This is a genomic window from Leptolyngbya sp. CALU 1928 (genome assembly GCF_056784215.1).
Genome location: NZ_JBXBCE010000001.1, coordinates 33,090 through 54,504 on the forward strand (window position 1 = coordinate 33,090; position 21,415 = coordinate 54,504).

The window sequence follows — 21,415 nt, forward strand, 5'->3', positions numbered from 1 at the left end:
GCACCATGCGTTATTCTTCACTTCTCAGGGTTCCCTTGCGTAAACTTGCGCTTTTTGCGATCGCGCCCATCACCATCACCGCAACACTGCTGCTTGAGGGTCTGATTGGGTTTACGCCCGTTGGCACTCAAACAGTAAACGCTCAAACGGCGGAACCATCACGACCGCTGACATTGCGATCGGATATTCAAGAAGCGAACTCCAAAACGGGAGTGATTACCGCCCGTGGCAACGTCCAAATTTACTACCCATCGCGGCAAATTCAGGCAACTGCTGCCCAAGCTCAATACTACAGTCGTGAACGCCGCATCATTCTCACGGGTGACGTTTATGTGTTGCAAAAAGGGAATAGCCTGCGCGGTGAAACCATTACTTACCTAATCGATGAAGGGCGCTTTGTTGCCCTGCCTCAATCTCCCAGACAAGTCGAAGCCATTTATCTGGTGCAAGACAGCCCTGCCCAATCTCCGGCTCCCGTTGCCACACCAACCCCCGTGCCAACGGCTGATCCCTTTGGTCAATCTGAATTCGCTCCTTCAACCACTCCCAGTGGAACGACTCCAGCCCCAACCCGTTGATAGGTGCCCTCATAGCCTCTGATAAGATGAGTACTGCGAATTGTGGTGACTGTAGCCAGGAGTGGGCGGTTGAAAATTGTTCTTGAGAATATTCATAAATCTTATGGGCAGCGCACTGTTGTTAGCCGGGTGAGTCTTTCAGTAGCTCAAGGTGAAATTGTGGGGCTGTTAGGTCCGAATGGGGCGGGCAAAACGACTACGTTTTACATTGCCACAGGGCTAGAAAAACCGGATCAAGGACACGTTTGGCTGAACGACACTGAAATTACTAGCGTTTCCTTTCATCGACGGGCACGCATGGGAATTGGCTATCTCGCTCAAGAAGCCAGCATTTTTCGACATTTGACCGTGAGAGAAAATCTTCTTTTGGTGATGGAGCAAACCCGTGTACCGAGATCGGAATGGGAGGGTCGGCTGCATCAACTCCTGAAAGAATTTCGGCTTGAGAAAGTGGTTAATACTTTGGGGCTGCGGGTTTCTGGGGGTGAGCGTCGCCGGACTGAGATTGCTAGAGCATTAGCCACCGGACGGGAGGGTCCCAAATTTTTGCTGCTGGATGAACCGTTTGCCGGAGTCGATCCGATCGCCGTTAACGAAATTCAACAAATTGTCTCTAAGCTCCGCGATCGCCAGCTTGGCATTCTCATCACCGATCACAACGTCCGGGAAACACTGGCGATTACTGATCGGTCGTACATCATGCGAGACGGGCAAATTTTTGCCTCTGGTAGTTCTGAGGAACTTTACGATAACCCAGCAGTTCGCCAATATTACCTGGGCGATCGCTTCCAGCCCTGAGCGTTAAACTTTCTCCTGCCAATTCCGTATACTTTTCAGCACAAGGCTCATGACTACTACCGACATTTCCACTTCCAAAAAGCCCCCCTTTCGACTTTCCAGCTTTTCAATTCCGGGGCTTTCGTTGATGGATCGGTACATCACCACCGAATTAATTGTGCCCTTTGTCTTTGGGGTCGTTGCCTTCACCTCCATTGGCATTTCAACCGGTGTCCTGCTAGACCTGCTGCGGCGCGTCAGCGACTCTGGCTTGCCCATGAGCATTGCCATGCAATTCTTTTTGCTGCGATTGCCTTACTTCGTCGGGCTTGCCTTTCCCATGTCCATGGTTTTGTCGTGCCTATTAGTCTATGGGCGGCTCTCCAGCGACAGTGAATTGATCGCCCTCCGCAGTTGTGGAGTCAGCATTTATCGATTAGTGGCTCCGGCTGTAGTCATTGGGCTGATTATGAGCGGCGTGACGTTCGCCTTTAATGAAGCCGTGGTGCCTGCTGCCAACCTTAGAGCCACCCAAATACTGGATCAGGCGCTCAACAAAAACAAGCCATCTTTTAAAGAACGAAACATTCTTTATCGTGAGTCTAAAACAATTCGACTTCCTAGCGGTGAAAAAGACGAACTGCTTTCGCGCCTGTTTTATGCCAGAGAATTTGATGGACAGCAAATGAAGGGGTTGACCATTTTGGATTTTTCCCAAACGGGCTTAAACCAGATCGTGGCATCCGACTCCGCTATGTGGAATGCCGAGGAGAAAACCTGGGATTTCTTCAACGGCACAATTTACGTCGTTGCGCCCAATGGCTCCTATCGCAACATTGTCCGGTTCGATCGCCAACAGATTCAGCTTCCCCGCACTCCGCTGGATATTGCGAACACTGCTCGCGATTCCGAAGAAATGACTATTTCCGAGATCCGTCAGTATGTCGAATTGATTGGGCAAACGGGCAACCAAAAAGAAATCCGCAAAATGCGTCTCCGGGCAGAGCAAAAATCTTCTATGCCTTTTGCCTGTCTAGCGTTTGGATTAGTCGCTGCAACGTTGGGTATTCGCCCTCAGCGTTCTGGTCGTGCTGCTGGCTTTGGTCTAACGCTGATTATTGTGGTTTCTTACTATGCGCTGATGGTTGCAGGGCAAATTCTCTATCAGGCTGGCATTGTGAATGCCTTTATTGGCGGCTGGCTACCCACCCTCGTGGCATTGACCACAGGGGTGATTTTGGTCGTTAAACTCAACCGATAATCTTTAAGAAATTTGATTTGCAGAATCGCAGAGCGTTATGACCACCACCTCAAGCTATAGGCTCTTGATCAAGGGTTGTAGCTTGCCTTATAGCTGATTAGAAACGCGTTAGAGATCGCAACGATCAACTCAGCAGGGGTTACCCATGCTGCCGTATCGTTCACTTTGTCCGCGATCGCCCACTAGTGGGTCATTTGGCATGAGTATTGCCATATTTAGAGGGACGATTTCTAGAAATTGGGGAAGCCGTACAAGCACCTGAACCACCCAACTGATGCTGCCGTCGGATTCGTGCTCTCTGTCGTCGCGCAGACCGTTTGCCACTCCACTCAAAGGGAGTTGGATGCTGATTCCAAGCTTGAGCAACTGCTTCAAACCAATCCATAATTTGCTGAGGGGTTTGGGGATGTTGCCCAGATAAGGCTCGTCGTTTCAAAATCCGTTGGATGGATTCTGCCATATTGAGCCAACTTCCGCCCAAAGGAGTGTAAAGGGGTAAGATGCCATGAGCGCATAGCCAGAGGACAAACTCAGGTGTTTTATGTCCTGCCAGATTGTCGCAAATTAACAGCATTCTTAAGGGCGGCAGTGGTTGGGGCAATGTAAATTTGATGCTCAGATTTTCGCGCCATCGTTGCCATAATAAACGCGTATCCGTTGCACTCGTTGCAGCAATCGGGGCAGGTAGAGATTGGACAATCTCTGCTAATTCTTGTTTCAACCAAGGATGTAATACCTGATTGGTACAGCTTTGTACCCCTTTGACTCGGACTTTCCCGTCCCTGGGATGAAAGAGTGTTAACAGCTTGGCAGTCCCATCTTTGACATACTCATGCGAATAAGTTGCTGGATGTTCCTGGGGTTGCCAACTCTCGCCTGGGTAAGGAACCGTGGTAAACGGACCTGCTTCATCTTCACACCAAACGGCTAATCCCATTGCCTCTGCGACGGTATAGGCTTGCTCAATTAATGCTTTTTTGCTTCACCATCCGGGTCTACCACTGTCACCACTCCCGATTTTCGTTTTCGCACCACTTTCCCGGTTTCACACCAACTCCGGTTCTTCTGCCAACTCCATCCTGACTCTTTCAACACCTTGTGTAAGGTGTAGGTACTCACCCGCGATAACTCTGGTTCCTGCTCTCGAATGCTCCGCTGTAGAGTACTCAAGCTCCAGGTTGCCGTTCCATCGGTTAGTCGTTCCGGTTTGCGTTGCACTGCCTGAAGGATTTTGGAGCGTTGTTCACTCCCATACACAACTTCAGGGCCTCCTCCATGTCGGAAGTTCAGTGCTGTAATCCCTTCTTGGTTGAACCGTGCCACTAATTGGGCAACTGCATCTCCAGAGCGTCGTCCGACTCTTCGAGCTGCATCCGTGTAATCGCAACCCTCTGCTACCGCCAGTAATAGTTTGGCGCGGGTAACTCGACTGGCGCTTTCACTTTGCGACCGACTCACTTTTTCTAAATATTGCTGCTCTTCTGGAGTGAGACTCCGAAGGGGATGTTTTTGATGACGAGTCATAGCCTCACCTCACGCTAGAATGTCATCATTTTCGAGCCTTTAGAGAATGGCAGCAACCGTAGCAAATGACCCACTAGGAAGTTTTGACTCACAGGCTTTAATTTTGGTGTGCGATATACGGAAACCCGTACAGTTCCAAAGATTGCATTCATCCTAGCAGTTTCGCTAAATTAGCACTCAAGAGGTGAGAGTGCTAATTTTTGGCTTAAACCCGTTAGACTATTAATAGAGATAACGGTCGGTAGTCAGTCAACACTCTTTTGGCTAAGCCTTTTGTTACTTGTGGCTTGTCTTGGCTAGAGCCTCTTTAGGAATAAAGCATTTCATTCAGCCAAGCCACATCTGAAAAATTTCCTTTGATCATCCCGCTAGTTTGGAGCATTGCATATGGCATCTGTATCGTTGAGCGTCTCTACTGTTAAACCTTTAGGCGATCGCGTGTTTGTGAAGGTCAGCCCTTCTGAAGAAAAAACCGCTGGTGGCATTTTGTTGCCAGATACCGCAAAAGAAAAGCCCCAAGTCGGCGAAATTGCGGCTGTGGGTCCTGGCAAGCGTAGCGACGACGGCGTTCGCCAAGAACCCGAAGTGAAAATCGGAGACAAAGTTCTTTACTCAAAATATGCTGGCACCGACATCAAGCTAGGTAGTGAAGAGTACGTTTTGCTGTCTGAGAAGGACATCTTGGCGATCGTGGATTAAGGAATAGTTTTGAGTTCTCAGTTTTGAGTTTTGAATTCAGAAGGTCGTTCAAAAACTCAAACTTGAAAATTCAACACTAAAGACTTTCCGTTCTATCTCCGCTTACAACATTTCTACTATTCACAAAGGCAACAAAGACTTATGGCTAAGCGCATTATTTACAACGAAAATGCTCGTCGTGCCTTAGAGCGCGGCATGGATATTTTGGCTGAAGCAGTGGCAGTAACGTTAGGACCCAAAGGTCGCAACGTCGTGCTAGAGAAGAAGTTTGGCGCTCCCCAAATTGTCAATGATGGCGTGACCATTGCCAAAGAAATTGAGTTGGAAGACAACGTTGAGAACACGGGCGTGGCGTTGATTCGTCAAGCGGCTTCCAAAACCAATGACGCAGCCGGCGACGGCACCACAACTGCAACCGTTTTGGCTCATGCGATGGTCAAAGAAGGTCTGCGGAACGTGGCAGCAGGCGCAAACGCAATTTCCCTCAAACGTGGGATCGATAAGGCAACGGGTTTCTTGGTAGACAAGATCGCTGAACACGCTCGTCCCGTGGAAGATTCTAAGTCGATCGCCCAAGTAGGTGCCATCTCCGCTGGAAACGACGAAGAAGTCGGTGCCATGATTGCCAACGCCATGGATAAAGTGGGCAAGGAAGGCGTGATTTCCTTGGAAGAAGGCAAATCCATGACGACCGAATTGGAAGTCACCGAAGGAATGCGCTTTGACAAAGGCTACATTTCTCCTTACTTCGCTACCGACATGGAACGGATGGAAGCAGTGATGGAAGAGCCTTTCATCCTGTTGACCGACAAGAAGATTGCTTTGGTACAAGACTTGGTGCCCGTGCTTGAGCAAGTGGCGCGTTCTGGTCGTCCCTTGGTGATCATTGCAGAAGACATTGAGAAAGAAGCGCTGGCAACTTTGGTCGTCAACCGTTTGCGCGGTGTGCTAAATGTGGCTGCTGTGAAAGCGCCTGGTTTTGGCGATCGCCGTAAATCAATGTTGGAAGACATCGCCGTGCTAACGGGTGGTCAAGTAATCACCGAAGATGCAGGCTTGAAGCTAGATGCTGTCAAACTGGATAGCCTAGGCAAAGCTCGCCGCATCACCATCACCAAAGACAACACCACCATTGTGGCTGAAGGCAATGATGGCGCAGTTAAAGCGCGTGTTGAGCAAATCCGTCGTCAAATGGAAGAAACCGATTCTTCCTACGACAAAGAAAAGCTACAAGAGCGCTTGGCTAAATTAGCCGGTGGCGTTGCGGTGATCAAAGTCGGTGCCGCCACTGAAACCGAAATGAAAGATCGCAAACTGCGGTTGGAAGATGCTATCAACGCAACCAAAGCGGCTGTGGAAGAAGGCATCGTTCCCGGTGGCGGTACAACCCTAGCACACTTGGGTCCTGAGTTGGAAACTTGGGCAAACGACACTCTCGTTGGTGAAGAACTGACGGGTGCGCTGATTGTCTCCCGTGCATTGGCAGCGCCTCTGAAGCGGATTGCTGAAAACGCAGGTCAAAACGGTGCGGTGATTGCCGAACGGGTGAAAGAGAAATCTTTCAACGTGGGCTTTAACGCAGCAACCAATGAGTTTGTGGACATGCTGGAAGCGGGCATCGTTGACCCTGCGAAAGTAACCCGTTCTGCTTTGCAAAACGCAGCTTCGATCGCTGGCATGGTCTTGACCACCGAATGTATCGTGGTTGACAAGCCTGAGCCTAAAGATGGCGCTCCCGCTGGCGGCGGCGGCATGGGCGGCGGCGACTTCGATTACTAAAAGGGATGAGGAGTTAGGAGTTTAATACTGCTTTCCCCTGAAACCAAATAGCTAAAAAGCGATCGCTCCTTTGCCAGAAGCGATCGCTTTTTCTATTGATTATCTTGCTTACCAGGGAACTCTACACTTGTGGAATCACTTGGTAGAAAAACTAATGGGTAATGTTCTAGACCTGTGGATCTAAACATTCAAGCCAAACTCATAGCGGTTGATGAATAAACCAATGACGACATCATGCAACCAAGTTGACTTTGAAAAGCAGATGGTTTTGCGAGCTAACCGCTTAATTCGAGTTCGTAACGTTAAATGCTTGCGCTCAATTGTTTGAGTATTCCGTTTGCCAACGGTATGAAACGTCGGATCAAGATGGCGTAATGCCTCCGGCAGGCTACGCCAACATAAGCGCCCCAGCCATCCGTGTAGAACTGCATGATGCCAAACGGTTCTAACATCGCTTTGAGTTCAAGAAAGGCACTATCTTGATGAGTGGACAACACATATGCCAACACTTCACCTGTTTCATGGTCAATGGCGTGCCACAACCACCGTTGCTGTTTTTTTGACCCCACATAGCTCCACATTTCGTCGGCTTCAGCCTCCAAATCTTGCCACTGGCACAGTTTAACGACCGTTTGAGTCGGTTCAAGTTGTTCCAACCGCGCCTGATTGACTGATTTGAGATGTCGATCTTTTTTTTAAGGTTTCAATCACTGTGGTCGGACTAATCTTCAACACTCGTGCGGTATCTCGGATGCCACTTCCGTTGACTGCCATATCCACAATCTGCTGTTTGACTTCAGGCAAATAGCCTCGGTAAGCATAGTCTCGAATAAAGGTGCTGCGAGCGCATTCCGAATTGCGACACTTGTAGCGTTGTTTGCTCTCCTCAGACCGACCGTGCTTAACCACGTTATTGCTTCCACAATCAGGACAAAGAACAGGTTCCAAAACCATACTGTGAGTTCAGGGGTAAATATCTGCCTGTATTCTCGCATTCCCACAGGTCTAGAACATTACCCTCAAAAACCACCTGCTTTAATTGAGAACAATAAAATTGTTGGTTTTATTACTAAAAATCCAAGATTTAGAGGGCGCATTGATCCCGACATACTCAAAGTTACCATTTGTAATCAGTAGAAGAGAGCATATTAATGAAAATCTTGAGCATGGACTTTGCTACTGCTATTTGTAATGGATGAGGTGTTTGATTCCATTTTTATTAGAAGCGATCGCCCCTTTTGTGAGAGCGATCGCTTCACTTTACAGCCATCAGGTTAGGTTCTAAGTCTAAATAGGTGTTGAACAGGTCTGCTAAAACAGCTTCACTATCAATGTCGCCATTGCTGCAAAACCGTTCAACTTCAACCGTTGCGTCTTCAAAAAACTCGATTTCCCACCGTTCACCTGGAATCGCCACATTGACCATTACTGTCTCATCGCGTTGATGCGTTAGAGAGTAGACAATTTGCGCTTTCTCCAACTTCGTTAAAAACTCAACCAGCTTGCTGAATCCATTAGCCTTCATCGATCAAATCTCCTATCGCTCAGTAACTTACGAACTACTTTTAATCCTGTTTGATTGGCATCCGCACCTACCTCTACCTCCTCCCAAACCATCCCAATTAACTCTTCCCAACTCGGCGTGCCCTCTGGCAAAGGTGCTTGCTTAATACTTGCTCGTTTAAGTTTTAAAATGTCAGCAACTCTTAGTCCTGCAAATTTGTGTCCTATTTCTAACCTCCTTGGCGCGATCGCCTGATCTATTTCATGATAATTCGAGGCAAGTTTTGATTTTTAGAATAAGCCCTAACTATTCCAAATTAAAAACTACAAATTAATTTAGAAAAATTAAAATATATCAAATAAACTTAAGATATTGGGAACTTTCTTTACATAGTTCCCGTCTACACATTAGTCAAAGTGTTTAGGCACAAATTTCAAACTGACTACAGGTCTTAAAGGAAAAACTGATGAACGTTTTAAGCTTAAAAACTTTGGTAATTGCCGGCGGCGTTACTTTAGCTGCTACCGCCTTCTCCAACGCGATCGCTCCATCAGCCAGCTTGGCAGGAATGCAAATGCAAAAAGGCGAGATGATGCCTATGGCTGCCCCTGCTAAAACTAACATGGCTAAAACCAGCACCATTGTTGACGTAGCAAGTGGCAATAAGTCTTTTTCCACGTTGGTTACAGCAGTGAAAGCAGCCGGGTTAGTAGAAACTCTGTCTGGCAAAGGTCCTTTCACGGTACTCGCGCCGACTAACGAAGCCTTCAACGCAATACCCAAGGCGACTTTAGAAAATCTTCTGAAGCCTGAAAACAAAGCTACGCTACAAAAAGTATTGACCTATCATGTGATTCCGGGCAAGGTCAAGGCAAAAGATGTCAAACCTGGCTCAGTCAAAACTGTGGAAGGTAGCCCCGTAACCGTGACCGTTCAAGGTGGCAAGGTGATGGTTAACAATGCAAATGTGATCACAACTGACATCAAAGCTAGCAACGGTGTGATTCACGTAATCGACAAGGTGCTTTTGCCTCCCGATATACAGTAGCACTCTTTTTGTAAAGGGTAGAGGAAATCAGGATTCGCTATCATGGTGTAAGCATTCATTTTGCATCTGTGCATCTTAGCCCTCCACCAAGAAGCTTTATTTCCTCTGCCCCAATTGTGGTTCAGACGGCATCGTGGAAAAATGCCGCAACTCGACGGGGTAAACAAACTTACAAATGCCGTGAGGCGTTGCTGATTTAAGAGATGAATTTCGTAGGGACGTTTTGCGAAGCGCCCCTACAGTAAGGGGCAACATTTTCAAATCATCCCCAGATTCAGCAACACCTGCCGTGATTGTGGTCGTCAGGTTGTCAAAAATCCTCAATGACACCCGAAAGATCACGATACCCACGCGCTGATCGTTTGCTGCTCGAACGAATTCCCTTCAAATGATGTTTATAAATGAGTGTTAAGTAGTTTCTTGTTTCCACCGTCTGCGATTAGTCCCTAGTCGGTGCAGCGTCACCTGAATCATGGCAATGTCCAACCATCTCTTGATTATTCTCGCTCACCCGTTCATGGTCTCGCGTTAGTCCTCGGCAATTTTAGAGCCATGCCCAATTCCGTTCGACAACCCATCGCTTGCGTGAATCAAGTAGAGAGAGCCAGTTCAAAGTTGACGATCGCCGCAATCAGGTTGAGGCACAACCCGAAACGCTTGCTTCCCGCAGGGTGGCGATTAGTTGCACATCGCATGAAGTATGGATACCAAAGTTTCACACTTTGCCACTCGTCATTTTTCTGATTCTGAGGCTTTTTGAATGCGGCTGGCAAAATAGTCTTCGCGGAATTTGAGTTGTTGAGCCAACGGCAGAGCTTGCTGAAAGGCAGCGATCGCTTCGGGATATTCTTTTCGCAGCAGATGCACTTGTCCCAGTTGGTCGTAGGCATTCATCACGCCGTAGGTGTTGTACGCTTGTTTTTCAATGTCCACTAGAAAGATATACATTCGCAGGGCTGAGTCGAGGCGATCGTTGGTTCGATAGAGATCGCCTAGTTTTTTGAGCGCGTCTGCTGCGTTGGCGAACTGCAATAGCGGGATCGCCAGCTTGTATGCCAGTTGATAGTTGGTTTCGGCTTGATCGAGTTGGGTCAAACGGCGATGGTTATCAGCAATTTTGAGGGTTAGAGCCGGAATCAGGGTGGCATCGCCTAAAGCAGTTTGATGAAAGGTGATCAGTTGCTCTTGATAAGGAATAGCTTGGGCGGGCTGCTTTGCCTGTTCGTGGATATAGGCAAGCCGATCAAGGTACAGGGGAAAATTGATCGGGTCACGACGCGATCGCGATCGCGCCAACAACTCTTGATAGGGCTGCACCGCGCTGCCATAGTCAAACCAAGCAAGGTGAAGTTGCCCCAAGGTAATCAGCGTCGCCTCCAGCTTAAAGTCATCCTTACGCCGTCGGGCATCTGCCAGCAATTGCTGATAGATTTTGACCGCCGTTTGCGGGAGGCGCACTTGTTGATAGGCAAATCCCAAGGCATCTAGCAACGAAACTTCTTTATCTAGGCTCCCCAAGATGGCGATCGCATTCACGCCCCCTACCGCCAACGGATTGGTATCAAGCGTATCTAAGAGTTGTCGGGCTGATAAAACGGGGGGCGCTTGAGTTTGCGCTTGCGGCTGACTTGATACCGAGTTGGTTTCAGTGTTTCTTGAGGGTGGATTTAGCTCCAATGCTAAAGAAAGATCGGCGGGTAGCGTTTCAAGAGCGGATGAGGGAACAGGTGCCGCCAACTGCCCTTTGCTAGCCGATTGTTCTGCCTGCGATTTTGCCAAAATCTCATCTAGGCGTTTTGTGACCCAGCGCAGTTGAGTGGTGTCGCTGCCCTGCCATGCCACATCGCCCACTCGCCCCAAAGCCAGCACTTCCTCGGTCAAAGGACCTGCTAAGCGCCGAAACCGTAGTTCTCGGTTCCAAGCGTTAAACGCCGCGACGCGATCGCCCTGTTCTAGTTTGGTCGCCCCAATCACCGCTAACCGATTCGCCCCCGCTCGAAGCTGTCGAATTTCTTGAGTCGTTAAAGGGCGATTTTTGTAATCGTAGGGAATCAGCGGATCAGGCGCAGTGATTTCGAGTGGGTTTGAAGGAAATTCTTCTTCAACAGGTTGTTTGCGCTTGTCTGGTGATTTGTTACTTTGAATCGGTTTTGGATTTGCTGGAGCCGACTTTGGAACCAGTTCTGGTGGGGATTGTTGGCTAATTTGGGCGATCGCGTCATGCTGATCCAGCAGACCGCTCGTGCTGATTCCAGCTACTCCCGCCAAGAGACTAAGAGAAACTCTTATTTTTAACTGACTCATCCATCGCCACACCATCCCACTTTTTTCCCACAAAATCGACTTGTTTAACACATTAGACCATCAGACTTACACTCAGTCTAAAGGTTCCGCTTCTTTTAGTCCCTTAAACCCTACAGAGTCTCGGTCTTTTCCTAAAATTGCTGCTATCTGCCGCCGTTGAACACTCATCGTTTCTCTGTAATATTTTACCAATGCTCGTTTCAGCCACGTTTTTGGATGTTTTAGAAAAATCTCATTATTAAGACCATGGCATAATAGAATTCGTTTAGCGTGGCTGCGCGATTTGTGCAGCGCTAGCGAAGCTTTCCACAGGAATTTCTGCGGGAATCCGCCATTATCTTCGGTAAGGGGTTAGAAAACGGTGAAGGTTTTGGTCGTTGGCAATGGAGGGCGCGAACACGCCATCACATGGAAACTGCTGCAATCAGAAAGGGTGCAGCAAGTCATTTGTATTCCCGGCACAGGAGGCACTGCATCAATGCCTCGCTGCCGCAATTTGGCAATGAATGTTTCAGATTTTGAAGGAATTGCCCGATTTGCCTTGGTGAATGGCGTTTCATTAATTGTGGTGGGTCCAGAGGTGCCGCTTGCCGCTGGCATCACCGATTTTCTTCACGCCCAAGGGCTGACGGTGTTTGGTCCAACAAAGCTCGGTGCCCAAATTGAAGCGAGTAAAGCCTGGGCAAAAGATCTGATGCATGAAGCCAAAATCCCGACGGCGATCGCATCAGTTTTTACGGCTGTTGATCCCGCTTTGGCATATGTCCGCGCTCAAGGCTTGCCAATTGTGATCAAAGCAGATGGGCTAGCTGCTGGCAAAGGCGTGACGGTTGCAACCACCTTGGAGCAAGCAGAAGCTGCGGTTCAGGCTGTGTTTAGCGGAAAGTTTGGCGATGCCGGACAGCGGGTTGTAGTTGAAGAATGCTTAACCGGGCAAGAGGTTTCTATTTTGGCGCTCACGGATGGCATCACCATTCGTCCACTGCTGCCCGCCCAGGATTACAAGCGAATTGGAGAAGGGGATATCGGCGAGAACACGGGCGGGATGGGAGCCTATGCCCCCGCGTCGATTGTGACTCCAGCATTGATGGAACGCATCCAGCAGGAAATTTTGGAGCCAGCGATCGCAGTTCTCCGCAAACGCAACATTGACTATCGGGGCGTGCTTTATGCAGGTCTAATGATTACGCCCCAAGGTGATCCTAAGGTGATTGAATTTAACTGCCGTTTTGGCGATCCCGAAACTCAAGTGGTGCTACCGCTGCTAGAAACGCCATTAGACACATTGCTGCTTGCTTGTGTTCATCAGCGCCTAGCCGAACAACCTGCGATCGAATGGAAACCAGGAGCGGCTGCCTGCGTGGTCATGGCATCCGAAGGATATCCCGACACGTTTCAAAAAGGCAAACTAATCAGCGGCATTGACCAAGCGGAAGAAGGCGGGGCGATGGTTTTTCATGCCGGAACCCAAAGCAAACCCCAAGGACTGATCACCGATGGCGGCAGAGTGTTAGGAGTTACAGCCGTAGGTGACAGTTTAGATGTCGCTCTAGACGATGCCTATGCCGCTATTAAACAGATTCAGTTTGATGGCGCTTACTATCGGCAAGACATCGGTCATCAAGTACGCCGCACCATAAGCAGGGAGCAGGTGTTAGGGGTCGGAGTCCGGGAGCAGAAAGCGGAACCCGAAACCTGAAACCCGAATAGAGACAAATTTGAATTCGCTGGTTTCTCTAGGCTAATTGTTAGAGAATAGATAAATAAATCTTAAAACGATCGCTTTGAGATTTATTCGTTACTCTTTGATACAAATAGCCATTATTCAGCTTTGCTAAATTTCTTAAAGCAAATTCAGAAAACAATCGCTCGCTGGTGGTCAGAGTTTACACTCCAGACCAAATTGATGGCAGTGGCAACGCTGGTTGTATCGCTGCTGATGAGTGGTTTGACCTTTTGGGCGGTCAACATCATTCAAGAAGATGCGCGCTTGAACGATACCCGGTTCGGCAGTGATTTGGGTTTACTGTTGGCTGCGAATGTGACCCCGCTGATTGGCGAAAACAACAAAACAGAGCTTGCCCAGTTTTCTCACCGTTTTTACAGCAGCACTTCCAGCATTCGCTACATGCTATATGCTGACGAGGAAGGCAGCATTTATCTAGGAATTCCTTTTTCAGAGTCGGAAGTGCAAAACTCGCTGACGATTCGCCGCAAAATTCACCTTCCGGACGATTATGCTCAACACACGGATGAGCCAATGGTGCGGCAGCATTTGACTCCGGATGGGGAAGTCACCGATGTGTTTGTGCCAATTATTTATGAAGGAGTTTATAAGGGAGTCTTAGCGATCGGCACCAATCCGAATCCCACAGTGGTCACCTCTTCTAACTTGACCCGCGACGTGACGATCGCCGTTTTCGTATCCATTTGGGTCATGGTCATCTTAGGAGCAGTCTTTAATGCGCTCACCATCACCCGCCCAATCAAAGAGTTACTGGTCGGGGTGAAAAATATCGCCTCTGGCAATTTCAAACAGCAAGTGGATTTACCCTTTGGGGGCGAATTAGGGGAGTTGATCGTCAGCTTCAACGAAATGGCAGAAAAGCTAGAGCGCTATGAAGAACAAAACATTGAAGAACTCACCGCCGAAAAAGCCAAGCTAGAAACCTTGGTATCGACGATCGCCGATGGTGCCGTCTTGCTAGATACTGAACTGCATGTGGTGTTAGTGAATACAACCGCACGCCGATTTTTGAATTGGGAAGGGCTGGCGATCGAAGGCAACAATGTCTTGTACTCCTTACCCAATGAAATTCAAGCCGAAATCACTCGTCCGCTTTATCGCATGGCAAAAGGGGATATGCGAGAGGGCGGCGAATTTCGAGTCACTCTCAAAGAACCCATAGACCGCACCATTCGGATCTTGCTAACAAGCGTCTTAGATCTAACGCGAGAAACAGTGAAAGGAGTGGCGATTACCATTCAAGACATTACCCGTGAAGCTGAGCTAAATGAGGCGAAAAGCCAGTTTATTAGCAATGTCTCCCACGAACTGAGAACTCCTTTATTTAACATCAAATCGTTTATCGAAACCCTGCATGAATATGGTGACGATTTGAGCCTAGAAGAACAGCGAGAATTTTTGGAAACAGCGAACCGAGAAACCGACCGCCTGACGCGGCTAGTCAACGATGTTCTCGACCTATCCAAGCTAGAATCTTGCAGAACCTATACCTTTGAAGCAGTCGATTTAGCGCAGCCAATCGAACAAACACTGCGAACCTGTCAGCTTAACGCTCGTGATAAAGGGATTGAACTCAAACAAGAGGTTCAGCCTGATCTTCCTTCCGTTTTCGGACATTACGATCTGCTCCTACAAGTATTTACAAACCTCGTGGGAAATTCCCTGAAATTTACTCCAGCAGGAGGAACCGTTACTATTCGAGCTTATCTGCTGGAAAAAGCAGCGACTAGCGAACCGGATCAGGATCATGAACTATTCCACGTTTCAGAACCGACTCGCACAGTCCGAATAGAAATTGCAGATACGGGTATTGGTATTCCTTCAGAAGATCAGCAGGCGATTTTCGATCGCTTCTTTCGGGTCGAGAATCGAGTTCACACATTGGAAGGAACGGGATTGGGCTTATCCATCGTTCGTAATATTGTTGAAAAACACCAGAGTCGCGTTCACTTATCCAGCGAAGTTGGCGTAGGAACGACCTTTTGGTTCGACCTTGCCATATTTCAAGCGGTCAAACCCGCTTTGCAACCCGATCACCTGGCAGATCACCCATCAGGCGACCTTGAAACCATGCTAGATGTCGCTGCTATCACTGCTCAATAATTCACCTCTAACGGCGAATTAAGACAATGCCCAGACTTACTATCAATAGACCTACGACCAAAAGCAACGACGTATTTCGTTTAACCCACCGCTTCAATTGAAAACCAGCGTCATACTGCGAACTTATCACTTGGGGATTTTGCACATCTTGATACAGTGTGCAATCCATCGCGTAGGGACGCTTGGGAAAATTGCAGCTATCATCAGCGTGATATACACAGCTTGCACAAAGCGGCTCACCCTCCGTCGCTTGAAACAACTTCATGCCGGGATGTCCATGTGCTTTTAGAGACGTGCGGCAATAAGGGCACGCGATCGCCTGAGATTTAACAAACTGGTGACATTTAGGACATTCAGGCATAAACAAAAGTGCAGAGCACAGGGTGCGAAGTCATCTAAATCGTTACAGATATTTTTGCAATAGCAGGTGTAGGCGTTCTTTCGCTTCGCTAGATATTTTGTCTAAAGGCGTGAGAATAGCGTATTTCAGAGCAGAGTGAGCGTTGGAATCGGGGGGATTTTTGGTCAGGCGACGCACAGTTTCTTGAATCACCTTCTGAGCATTGATGGCATTGCGCTGCAAATTGGCAATGACTAGCTCTACCGTAACGCTGTCATGGTCGGGATGCCAACAGTCGTAATCGGTGACTAATGCAAGAGTTGCGTAAGCAATTTCGGCTTCTCGTGCCAGCTTTGCCTCCGGCAAATTCGTCATGCCAATAATGGTTGCACCCCAACTACGGTGCAGATTGGATTCTGCCTTAGTCGAAAAAGCGGGACCTTCCATGCAAACGTAAGTGCCGCCCCGATGAAGGGTAACCTCTGTAAGATTAGAACTTTCGACGGCATCTGCCAAAACCTGCGCCAACTTAAGGCAAACGGGATCACCAAAGGCAACGTGAGCGACAATGCCTTCCCCAAAAAAGGTGGAGATTCGATTTTTAGTGCGATCGATGAACTGATCTGGCACCACCATATCCAGTGGTTTCGCTGCTTCTTTGAGGGAACCCACCGCCGACGCAGAAATTAGATACTTCACGCCCAAACTTTTCATCGCATAGATGTTTGCCCGAAACGGCAGTTCGGAAGGCAACAGGTGATGATTGCGCCCGTGCCGCGCCAAAAATGCCACCCGCACACCGTCTAAACTGCCCACAATCAAAGCATCAGAGGGTTTGCCGAAGGGTGTTTCGATCTGCACCTCTTCTATATCTTTAAGCGTCTCCATTTTGTAGAGTCCACTGCCGCCAATAATCCCGATCGCCGCTTCTGTCATTATTCGTTTTCCTTACATGCCGCCCAATAATCCTTGTCATTCTACTATCTTGCCAAGAGAGACTCGCTTTTCACTTAATCCCCAAAGTCTTCATAGCCAACATTTTTTATTCAACCCAGCACACCTAAAAAATTTGATTTTCCTTAACCTACTGTTATAGGTTTGTTTGTTTTCACTTAACTACCTGAAAGGTAGTGTAGGAAAGGACGGTCAAACAAATAATGACGCAGTTCGTTGTATTCATGAATACGTCCTTTTAATTGATGAAGAACGTGGAGTGTTTCCAGCGATATGAAACCCTTAAGCATTTTATTTGAGGGGTGTCAATAAGCTGCTAATTCAAGTTTGTTATTCAGTGTATTTGCTCTGCTGATGTAGGTTTGCTTCCACAGCAAACGCTTAATACGTTACTATTGTTACCGTGTTGGATGTGAGGATTGAATATGTCGCGCGTTATTTGGAATTCTTTTTGGTTAGCTCCTGCGTTGCTTGGAGCCACCACATTTTCAGCTTTTGCTCAAACCTCTGCGGTTCAGCCCTCAGCATCGCAAGATGCAGTGATGAATCAGGTGTCTGCTTACAGCGCTGAAGGTAGCTCTGCGGTTTCTTTGGATCAAGTAACCTCCGTCTCTCAGCTAACGGATGTTCGACCCACCGATTGGGCATTTCAGGCACTGCAATCTTTGGTAGAGCGCTATGGTTGCATTGTAGGCTATCCCGACAAAACCTTTCGGGGCAACCGTGCCTTAACTCGGTTTGAGTTTGCGGCTGGTTTGAATGCCTGCCTAGACAAAATTCAGGAATTGATTGCTGCCGCAACCGCTGACTTCGTGAAGAAGGAAGACTTAGAAGTCGTTAAGAAACTGCAAGAAGAGTTTGCGACTGAGTTGGCAGCATTGCGCGGTCGGGTTGAATCGCTAGAAGTTCGCACTGCGACCCTTGAGAAGCAACAGTTTTCCACCACTACTCGCTTGAGCGGTGAAGTTATTTTTGGAATTGCTGACACTTTTGGTGATGCTGCCACTGTGGATGGCATTGGTAGACGGCTAACCGTTAATGTCCCCGCACCGACTGCTCTGAATCCTAATGCAACGAGAGCGGTTCCAAGCCCCAGAGGTGACAACACGGAACCTATCTTTGGCGATCGCGTTCGCCTCGTGTTGAACACTAGCTTTACAGGCAAAGATTTGCTGTTTACGCGGCTAGCCGCTTCTAACATTACTCCCTTTGCAACCAACGCCTTCACCGGCACCAACAATACCCGCCTAAGTTTTGATGGTGGCACCGGTTTCAATGGTGCTACTGACAACTCCGTTCGGGTTGACAAGCTGTACTACCGCTTTGCTCTTGGCAAATTGAGACTGCAATTGGATGCGATTAACGCAGAAGCCTATAGCGGTTTAGTCAGTCCTCTCAGTGGTCCTTTCTCTAGCGATTCTCAAGGCTCCATCTCGCGCTTTGGTCGGTTTAACCCCATGCTCTATCGTGCAGGTAATCCTTCGGGAACTGCTGGCGGCAGTGCAGGCGGTTCACTACAGTACAAATTCAATGATTTCGTTCGCTTTGAAGCGGCTTACATCAGTGACAACCAAAGCAACGACCCAACATTAAACGGAACCACCAGAAATGGTTTGTTCTCTGGTTCTTACGCCGCGATCGGTCAGATTGTTCTGTCTCCCATCAGAGGCTTAGATCTAGGACTCAACTACTCTCGCGGTTATCAGCCTTCAGGCGACATCAATTTTACTGCTAGTACTGGCAGCGCCTTTGCCCAACGTCCCTTTGGCAATGGTGCAACCAGTGGGTTTTCATCTGATACCTTTGGTGCTGCTCTCCAATGGGCAGTGACCAGGAACGTTGTGGTTGGCGGCTCCTATAGCTACTCCACCGCTTACCGCAAAGTCAACTCTGACTTTGCCAATGTTCAAACCTGGAATGCGTTTATCGGCATTCCAGATATTGGTGGCAAAGGCAACTTGCTCGGCTTGTCGGGTGGTCAACTGCCCCGGTTGAACGACACTCGTTTTCGGGTAAGTAACGGTGCTGGTCTACGCCAAGTGGATCGCGATGCTTCCTATGAATTGCAAGCGTTTTACCGCTATCGAGTGAACGATAACATTTCAGTGACTCCTGGATTCTTTGTGATCTTTAATCCTGAAGGTAACGCGACCAATGAATCTCAGTATGTTGGCGTTTTGCGAACCACCTTCACATTCTAAGTTGATCTTGGCAAGCTTAATCTAACTAGAGGCACCCTCATTTTTGCAGGGTGCCTCTTTGTATAAAATCTATAAGGAAGTTTGTGGGTGTAGAAGCTAATCTTGTGAGAATGGGGCACTTCGCAAAGCACCTTATTATCGAGATTAGCCCTTGATTACTAGCTAAACATCCCTTATCAAGACGACTCATGCGATCGCGGCAAACCCTGGTTGATCTGTTCTCAACATTCGTCCGGTTTGATGCAGATACCTTTAGCGGTTGGATCAGCGACCCAAAACTGCGACGCAGCATGGAGCAATTGATGAAGTCGGCACCGGAGGGCACCTCAGAAAGTTTTTGGATACTGTACTGGCATAAAGTATGGCAAACCCAAACAACCGACTTCGCAACCAATCACATGACTGCCTACTTGCAGGAAGCCTGTTATTGGGTTGCCCGTAAAATGGCGCTGAATTTGGCTGGTCGTCAATCTACCGCAGATTTGTTTCAGACCGCGATCGCCCGCACTAGGCATGTGCTAAAAGGCTTCAATCCTCAATTCAGTTCCAGCCTCAAAAGCTATGCCGCATTTGCTTTTAGCAACGTGATTAAGGACACGCTGCGTCAGCAACAGGAGGCAGATATTTGCACCGACTGGGCGTTGTTGCAAAAGGTGAGCCAAAAGCGACTGATAGACGCTCTTACTCATGCAGGAATGGATGCTCAAACGATCGCCGCTTATGGGCTGGCGTGGCAATGTTTCAAGCACCAATACGCTCCTAGCAAAAGCGGCACTTCTCGTAAATTGGTCAGACCTGACGGGGGAACCTGGCAAGCGATCGCCCAGCTTTATAACGCTGAACGCCGTAGCCAATTGAATTCAGGAAGCACATCCTGTAGCCCCGACCAACTAGAACAAAGGCTGCTAATCACCGCTCGTGCAATACGAGGTTTTTTATACCCCACGCCAATCTCGATCAATGCCCCCATCGCCGGACAAGAGAATACTGAACTCGCCGATTTTTTACCCAACACCGAGCAAGAATCGTTACTCGCCGCCCTGATCGCTCAAGAAGACGTAAGCGATCGCCAAACGCAGCAGACCCAGTTGAGTCAGGTAATATTAGACGCGATCTCCCAGCTAGAGGCTCCCATGCAGCAACTTCTGCAAGCCTACCATGGGCAACAAATGACCCAACAGCAAATTGCTCAGTTGTTGAATATGCCGCAGTATACGATCTCTCGTCGGCTTGCCAGCCTCAAAAAAACCTTGCTGAAAGCCTTAGCAGGTTGGAGTCAGGATATCCTGCATATTTCCATCACATCTGACGTATTGAATAGTATGAGCACTGTGCTAGAGGAATGGCTAACGGTTCATTACCAGCCTTCCGACCCTTCTTGACCTCGGAGTCTCCCTATGATGTCTTTTGATTCTGCACCATCTACCTATTCAAATCTTCAGGCGCTTCACTTGGAGATTCCGCCCGTGCCAGCCACCGCCGCATTTTCTACGCCGGGTTGCCGGTGGAACGCAGATTTGAATCAAATGGCTCTGACTGCGTTGCTACCCTGGCTACAGGATGAATTCGCTTCTAGAGCAATGGTGTGGATAAATGCCAGCTTACCCAGCATTTGGGAATTTGTGAATGGCAGCGCGATCGAGATCGGAGCATTGCGGCTGGTGCTGATTCCCTCAGAGGCACTGGATACCGACGAGTTGCGTGTGCCCCAAGAATGGGTGGATCTGCCCTCTTGGGCAGCCGATTACTATCTGGCAGTGCAGGTCAACCCGGATGATGGCTGGATAGAGGTTTGGGGCTACACCAGCCACGAACGGCTCAAAACTCGCGGCGTGTACGATGCAGGAGATCGCACCTACTCCCTTGCCGAATCCCATCTGATTCATGACCTGACGGTGCTTCAGGTAGCCCAAGAGTTCTGCCCCACAGAAACGAACCGCGCCGCGATTGCGCCTCTTCCTACCCTAGAACTCACCCAGGCAGCTAACTTAATCGATCGGCTGGGGAATCCTAGCCTTGCTTTTCCGCGCTTGGCAATTCCCTTTTCATTGTGGGGCGCATTGCTGGAGCATGGCGGTTGGCGCAAGCGCTTGTATGAACGCCGCCAGGGGTTGGCTGAATCTTGGTCGGTGGCTAACTGGTTACAAGCAGGCGTATCCACTTTGGCTGATCAAATTGGCTGGCAGCGCGCCCCACTTCAGTTTGCCACAGTGCGTGGGACGCGAAGTTTACCTGCGGTTGGATTAGTGCGATCGCTGACCATTGCAGGGAAATCCTATCGGCTTCAGATTGCTCCTCTGGGCGATCGCTCTACTCCAGAACTCACCGTTTGGCAATTCGAGCTTCGGTCTGCCAACTCCACAGAGACCATTCCCGCTGGAGTCACGCTGCGATTACTCACAGAAGACCTACAGCCTTTTGAGAATAACGAGGACGTGGCGCAAGAGGCTGTAGAGCGCCTGTATATCGACGTGGCACTCCAGCCCGGAGAAGGCTTAGTGTGGGAAGTGCAGCCCACTCCAGAAGGATACGATCGCGAAGTGCTGAGATTTTGAACTGATCCGCCTAGCATTGCATAAATTTCAGCAAGCAAAGC

18 protein-coding genes and 1 pseudogene are annotated in these 21,415 nt (G+C 48.7%); 11 read left to right on the top strand and 8 right to left on the bottom strand.

Features of this window, described 5'->3' with window-relative positions; all coding sequences use genetic code 11:
* The first annotated feature begins 35 nt into the window (after positions 1 to 35).
* The 3 genes from AC1S5B_RS00155 to AC1S5B_RS00165 all read left to right on the top strand — a co-directional run bounded on the left by AC1S5B_RS00155 (position 36) and on the right by AC1S5B_RS00165 (position 2,616).
* On the top strand, positions 36 to 578 hold the full coding sequence (locus AC1S5B_RS00155) for an LptA/OstA family protein (protein ID WP_482033695.1): 543 nt from the start codon (positions 36 to 38) through the stop codon (positions 576 to 578).
* 69 nt (positions 579 to 647) lie between these two features.
* Positions 648 to 1,376 (top strand): LPS export ABC transporter ATP-binding protein, encoded by a 729-nt coding sequence (lptB, locus tag AC1S5B_RS00160; RefSeq protein ID WP_482033696.1) that lies wholly within the window; start codon positions 648 to 650, stop codon positions 1,374 to 1,376.
* 49 nt (positions 1,377 to 1,425) lie between these two features.
* On the top strand, positions 1,426 to 2,616 hold the full coding sequence (locus tag AC1S5B_RS00165) for an LptF/LptG family permease (RefSeq protein ID WP_482033697.1): 1,191 nt from the start codon (positions 1,426 to 1,428) through the stop codon (positions 2,614 to 2,616).
* Between the two features lie 190 nt (positions 2,617 to 2,806).
* On the opposite strand, the gene AC1S5B_RS00170 is transcribed toward AC1S5B_RS00165, so the two are convergent.
* Positions 2,807 to 3,553, bottom strand: a complete 747-nt coding sequence (locus AC1S5B_RS00170) for a transposase (RefSeq protein ID WP_482033698.1) — start codon at positions 3,551 to 3,553, stop codon at positions 2,807 to 2,809.
* A 29-nt stretch (positions 3,554 to 3,582) separates the two neighbouring features.
* Positions 3,583 to 4,140 carry a helix-turn-helix domain-containing protein gene (locus AC1S5B_RS00175; RefSeq protein ID WP_482033699.1) on the bottom strand — a complete coding sequence of 186 codons (558 nt, stop codon included), beginning with the start codon at positions 4,138 to 4,140 and terminating at the stop codon, positions 3,583 to 3,585.
* Positions 4,141 to 4,527: 387 nt separating this feature from the next.
* Here AC1S5B_RS00175 and groES point away from each other — a divergent pair, with 387 nt between their 5' ends.
* Together groES and groL are read left to right on the top strand one after the other, a co-directional pair.
* On the top strand, positions 4,528 to 4,839 hold the full coding sequence (gene groES / locus AC1S5B_RS00180) for a co-chaperone GroES (RefSeq protein WP_482033700.1): 312 nt from the start codon (positions 4,528 to 4,530) through the stop codon (positions 4,837 to 4,839).
* Positions 4,840 to 4,980: 141 nt separating this feature from the next.
* Entirely contained in the window at positions 4,981 to 6,618 is a 1,638-nt protein-coding gene (groL, locus tag AC1S5B_RS00185; protein ID WP_482033701.1) for a chaperonin GroEL, read from the top strand.
* Between the two features lie 180 nt (positions 6,619 to 6,798).
* Here groL and AC1S5B_RS00190 read toward each other — a convergent pair whose 3' ends face one another.
* The 3 genes and pseudogenes from AC1S5B_RS00190 to AC1S5B_RS00200 all read right to left on the bottom strand — a co-directional run bounded on the left by AC1S5B_RS00190 (position 6,799) and on the right by AC1S5B_RS00200 (position 8,143).
* A complete protein-coding gene (locus tag AC1S5B_RS00190) occupies positions 6,799 to 7,029 on the bottom strand; it encodes an IS1 family transposase (RefSeq protein ID WP_482036586.1) in 231 nt (76 codons plus the stop codon).
* Positions 6,921 to 7,572 (bottom strand): annotated as a pseudogene (locus tag AC1S5B_RS00195) (IS1 family transposase). The gene AC1S5B_RS00190 and the pseudogene AC1S5B_RS00195 overlap by 109 nt, the downstream one beginning before the upstream one ends.
* A 301-nt stretch (positions 7,573 to 7,873) precedes the next feature.
* On the bottom strand, positions 7,874 to 8,143 hold the full coding sequence (locus AC1S5B_RS00200; RefSeq protein ID WP_482033702.1) for a hypothetical protein: 270 nt from the start codon (positions 8,141 to 8,143) through the stop codon (positions 7,874 to 7,876).
* A gap of 445 nt (positions 8,144 to 8,588) precedes the next feature.
* On the opposite strand from AC1S5B_RS00200, the gene AC1S5B_RS00205 reads away from it, so the two are divergent.
* The gene (locus AC1S5B_RS00205) at positions 8,589 to 9,170 is read left to right on the top strand and encodes a fasciclin domain-containing protein (RefSeq protein ID WP_482033703.1); all 582 of its coding nucleotides are present in this window, start codon (positions 8,589 to 8,591) and stop codon (positions 9,168 to 9,170) included.
* A gap of 732 nt (positions 9,171 to 9,902) precedes the next feature.
* Here AC1S5B_RS00205 and AC1S5B_RS00210 read toward each other — a convergent pair.
* Positions 9,903 to 11,525 (bottom strand): tetratricopeptide repeat protein, encoded by a 1,623-nt coding sequence (locus AC1S5B_RS00210; RefSeq protein WP_482033704.1) that lies wholly within the window; start codon positions 11,523 to 11,525, stop codon positions 9,903 to 9,905.
* 310 nt (positions 11,526 to 11,835) lie between these two features.
* Between AC1S5B_RS00210 and purD the strand changes: the two genes are divergently transcribed.
* The gene (gene purD, locus AC1S5B_RS00215) at positions 11,836 to 13,173 is read left to right on the top strand and encodes a phosphoribosylamine--glycine ligase (RefSeq protein WP_482033705.1); all 1,338 of its coding nucleotides are present in this window, start codon (positions 11,836 to 11,838) and stop codon (positions 13,171 to 13,173) included.
* Positions 13,174 to 13,305: 132 nt separating this feature from the next.
* Positions 13,306 to 15,324 (top strand): two-component system sensor histidine kinase NblS, encoded by a 2,019-nt coding sequence (gene nblS / locus AC1S5B_RS00220; RefSeq protein ID WP_482033706.1) that lies wholly within the window; start codon positions 13,306 to 13,308, stop codon positions 15,322 to 15,324.
* 7 nt (positions 15,325 to 15,331) lie between these two features.
* On the opposite strand, the gene AC1S5B_RS00225 is transcribed toward nblS, so the two are convergent.
* Positions 15,332 to 15,685 (bottom strand): zinc ribbon domain-containing protein, encoded by a 354-nt coding sequence (locus AC1S5B_RS00225; protein ID WP_482033707.1) that lies wholly within the window; start codon positions 15,683 to 15,685, stop codon positions 15,332 to 15,334.
* Between the two features lie 42 nt (positions 15,686 to 15,727).
* Positions 15,728 to 16,600 (bottom strand): S-methyl-5'-thioadenosine phosphorylase, encoded by an 873-nt coding sequence (locus AC1S5B_RS00230; RefSeq protein ID WP_482033708.1) that lies wholly within the window; start codon positions 16,598 to 16,600, stop codon positions 15,728 to 15,730.
* 443 nt (positions 16,601 to 17,043) lie between these two features.
* Between AC1S5B_RS00230 and AC1S5B_RS00235 the strand changes: the two genes are divergently transcribed.
* From AC1S5B_RS00235 to AC1S5B_RS00245, 3 genes are all read left to right on the top strand, one after another.
* The gene (locus tag AC1S5B_RS00235) at positions 17,044 to 18,819 is read left to right on the top strand and encodes an iron uptake porin (protein ID WP_482033709.1); all 1,776 of its coding nucleotides are present in this window, start codon (positions 17,044 to 17,046) and stop codon (positions 18,817 to 18,819) included.
* A gap of 188 nt (positions 18,820 to 19,007) precedes the next feature.
* Positions 19,008 to 20,201 (top strand): sigma-70 family RNA polymerase sigma factor, encoded by a 1,194-nt coding sequence (locus AC1S5B_RS00240; RefSeq protein WP_482033710.1) that lies wholly within the window; start codon positions 19,008 to 19,010, stop codon positions 20,199 to 20,201.
* 15 nt (positions 20,202 to 20,216) lie between these two features.
* A complete protein-coding gene (locus AC1S5B_RS00245) occupies positions 20,217 to 21,374 on the top strand; it encodes a DUF1822 family protein (protein WP_482033711.1) in 1,158 nt (385 codons plus the stop codon).
* The last annotated feature ends 41 nt before the right edge of the window (positions 21,375 to 21,415 follow it).

Coding starts and splice junctions, on each gene's coding strand:
- AC1S5B_RS00175 (WP_482033699.1), bottom strand. CDS start 4,140: ATGACTCGTCATCAAAAACATCCCCTTCGGAGTCTCACTCCAGAAGAG.
- AC1S5B_RS00165 (WP_482033697.1), top strand. CDS start 1,426: ATGACTACTACCGACATTTCCACTTCCAAAAAGCCCCCCTTTCGACTT.
- AC1S5B_RS00170 (WP_482033698.1), bottom strand. CDS start 3,553: ATGGGATTAGCCGTTTGGTGTGAAGATGAAGCAGGTCCGTTTACCACG.
- AC1S5B_RS00240 (WP_482033710.1), top strand. CDS start 19,008: ATGCGATCGCGGCAAACCCTGGTTGATCTGTTCTCAACATTCGTCCGG.
- AC1S5B_RS00230 (WP_482033708.1), bottom strand. CDS start 16,600: ATGACAGAAGCGGCGATCGGGATTATTGGCGGCAGTGGACTCTACAAA.
- AC1S5B_RS00205 (WP_482033703.1), top strand. CDS start 8,589: ATGAACGTTTTAAGCTTAAAAACTTTGGTAATTGCCGGCGGCGTTACT.
- AC1S5B_RS00225 (WP_482033707.1), bottom strand. CDS start 15,685: ATGCCTGAATGTCCTAAATGTCACCAGTTTGTTAAATCTCAGGCGATC.
- AC1S5B_RS00200 (WP_482033702.1), bottom strand. CDS start 8,143: ATGAAGGCTAATGGATTCAGCAAGCTGGTTGAGTTTTTAACGAAGTTG.
- AC1S5B_RS00235 (WP_482033709.1), top strand. CDS start 17,044: ATGTCGCGCGTTATTTGGAATTCTTTTTGGTTAGCTCCTGCGTTGCTT.
- groES (WP_482033700.1), top strand. CDS start 4,528: ATGGCATCTGTATCGTTGAGCGTCTCTACTGTTAAACCTTTAGGCGAT.
- groL (WP_482033701.1), top strand. CDS start 4,981: ATGGCTAAGCGCATTATTTACAACGAAAATGCTCGTCGTGCCTTAGAG.
- AC1S5B_RS00245 (WP_482033711.1), top strand. CDS start 20,217: ATGATGTCTTTTGATTCTGCACCATCTACCTATTCAAATCTTCAGGCG.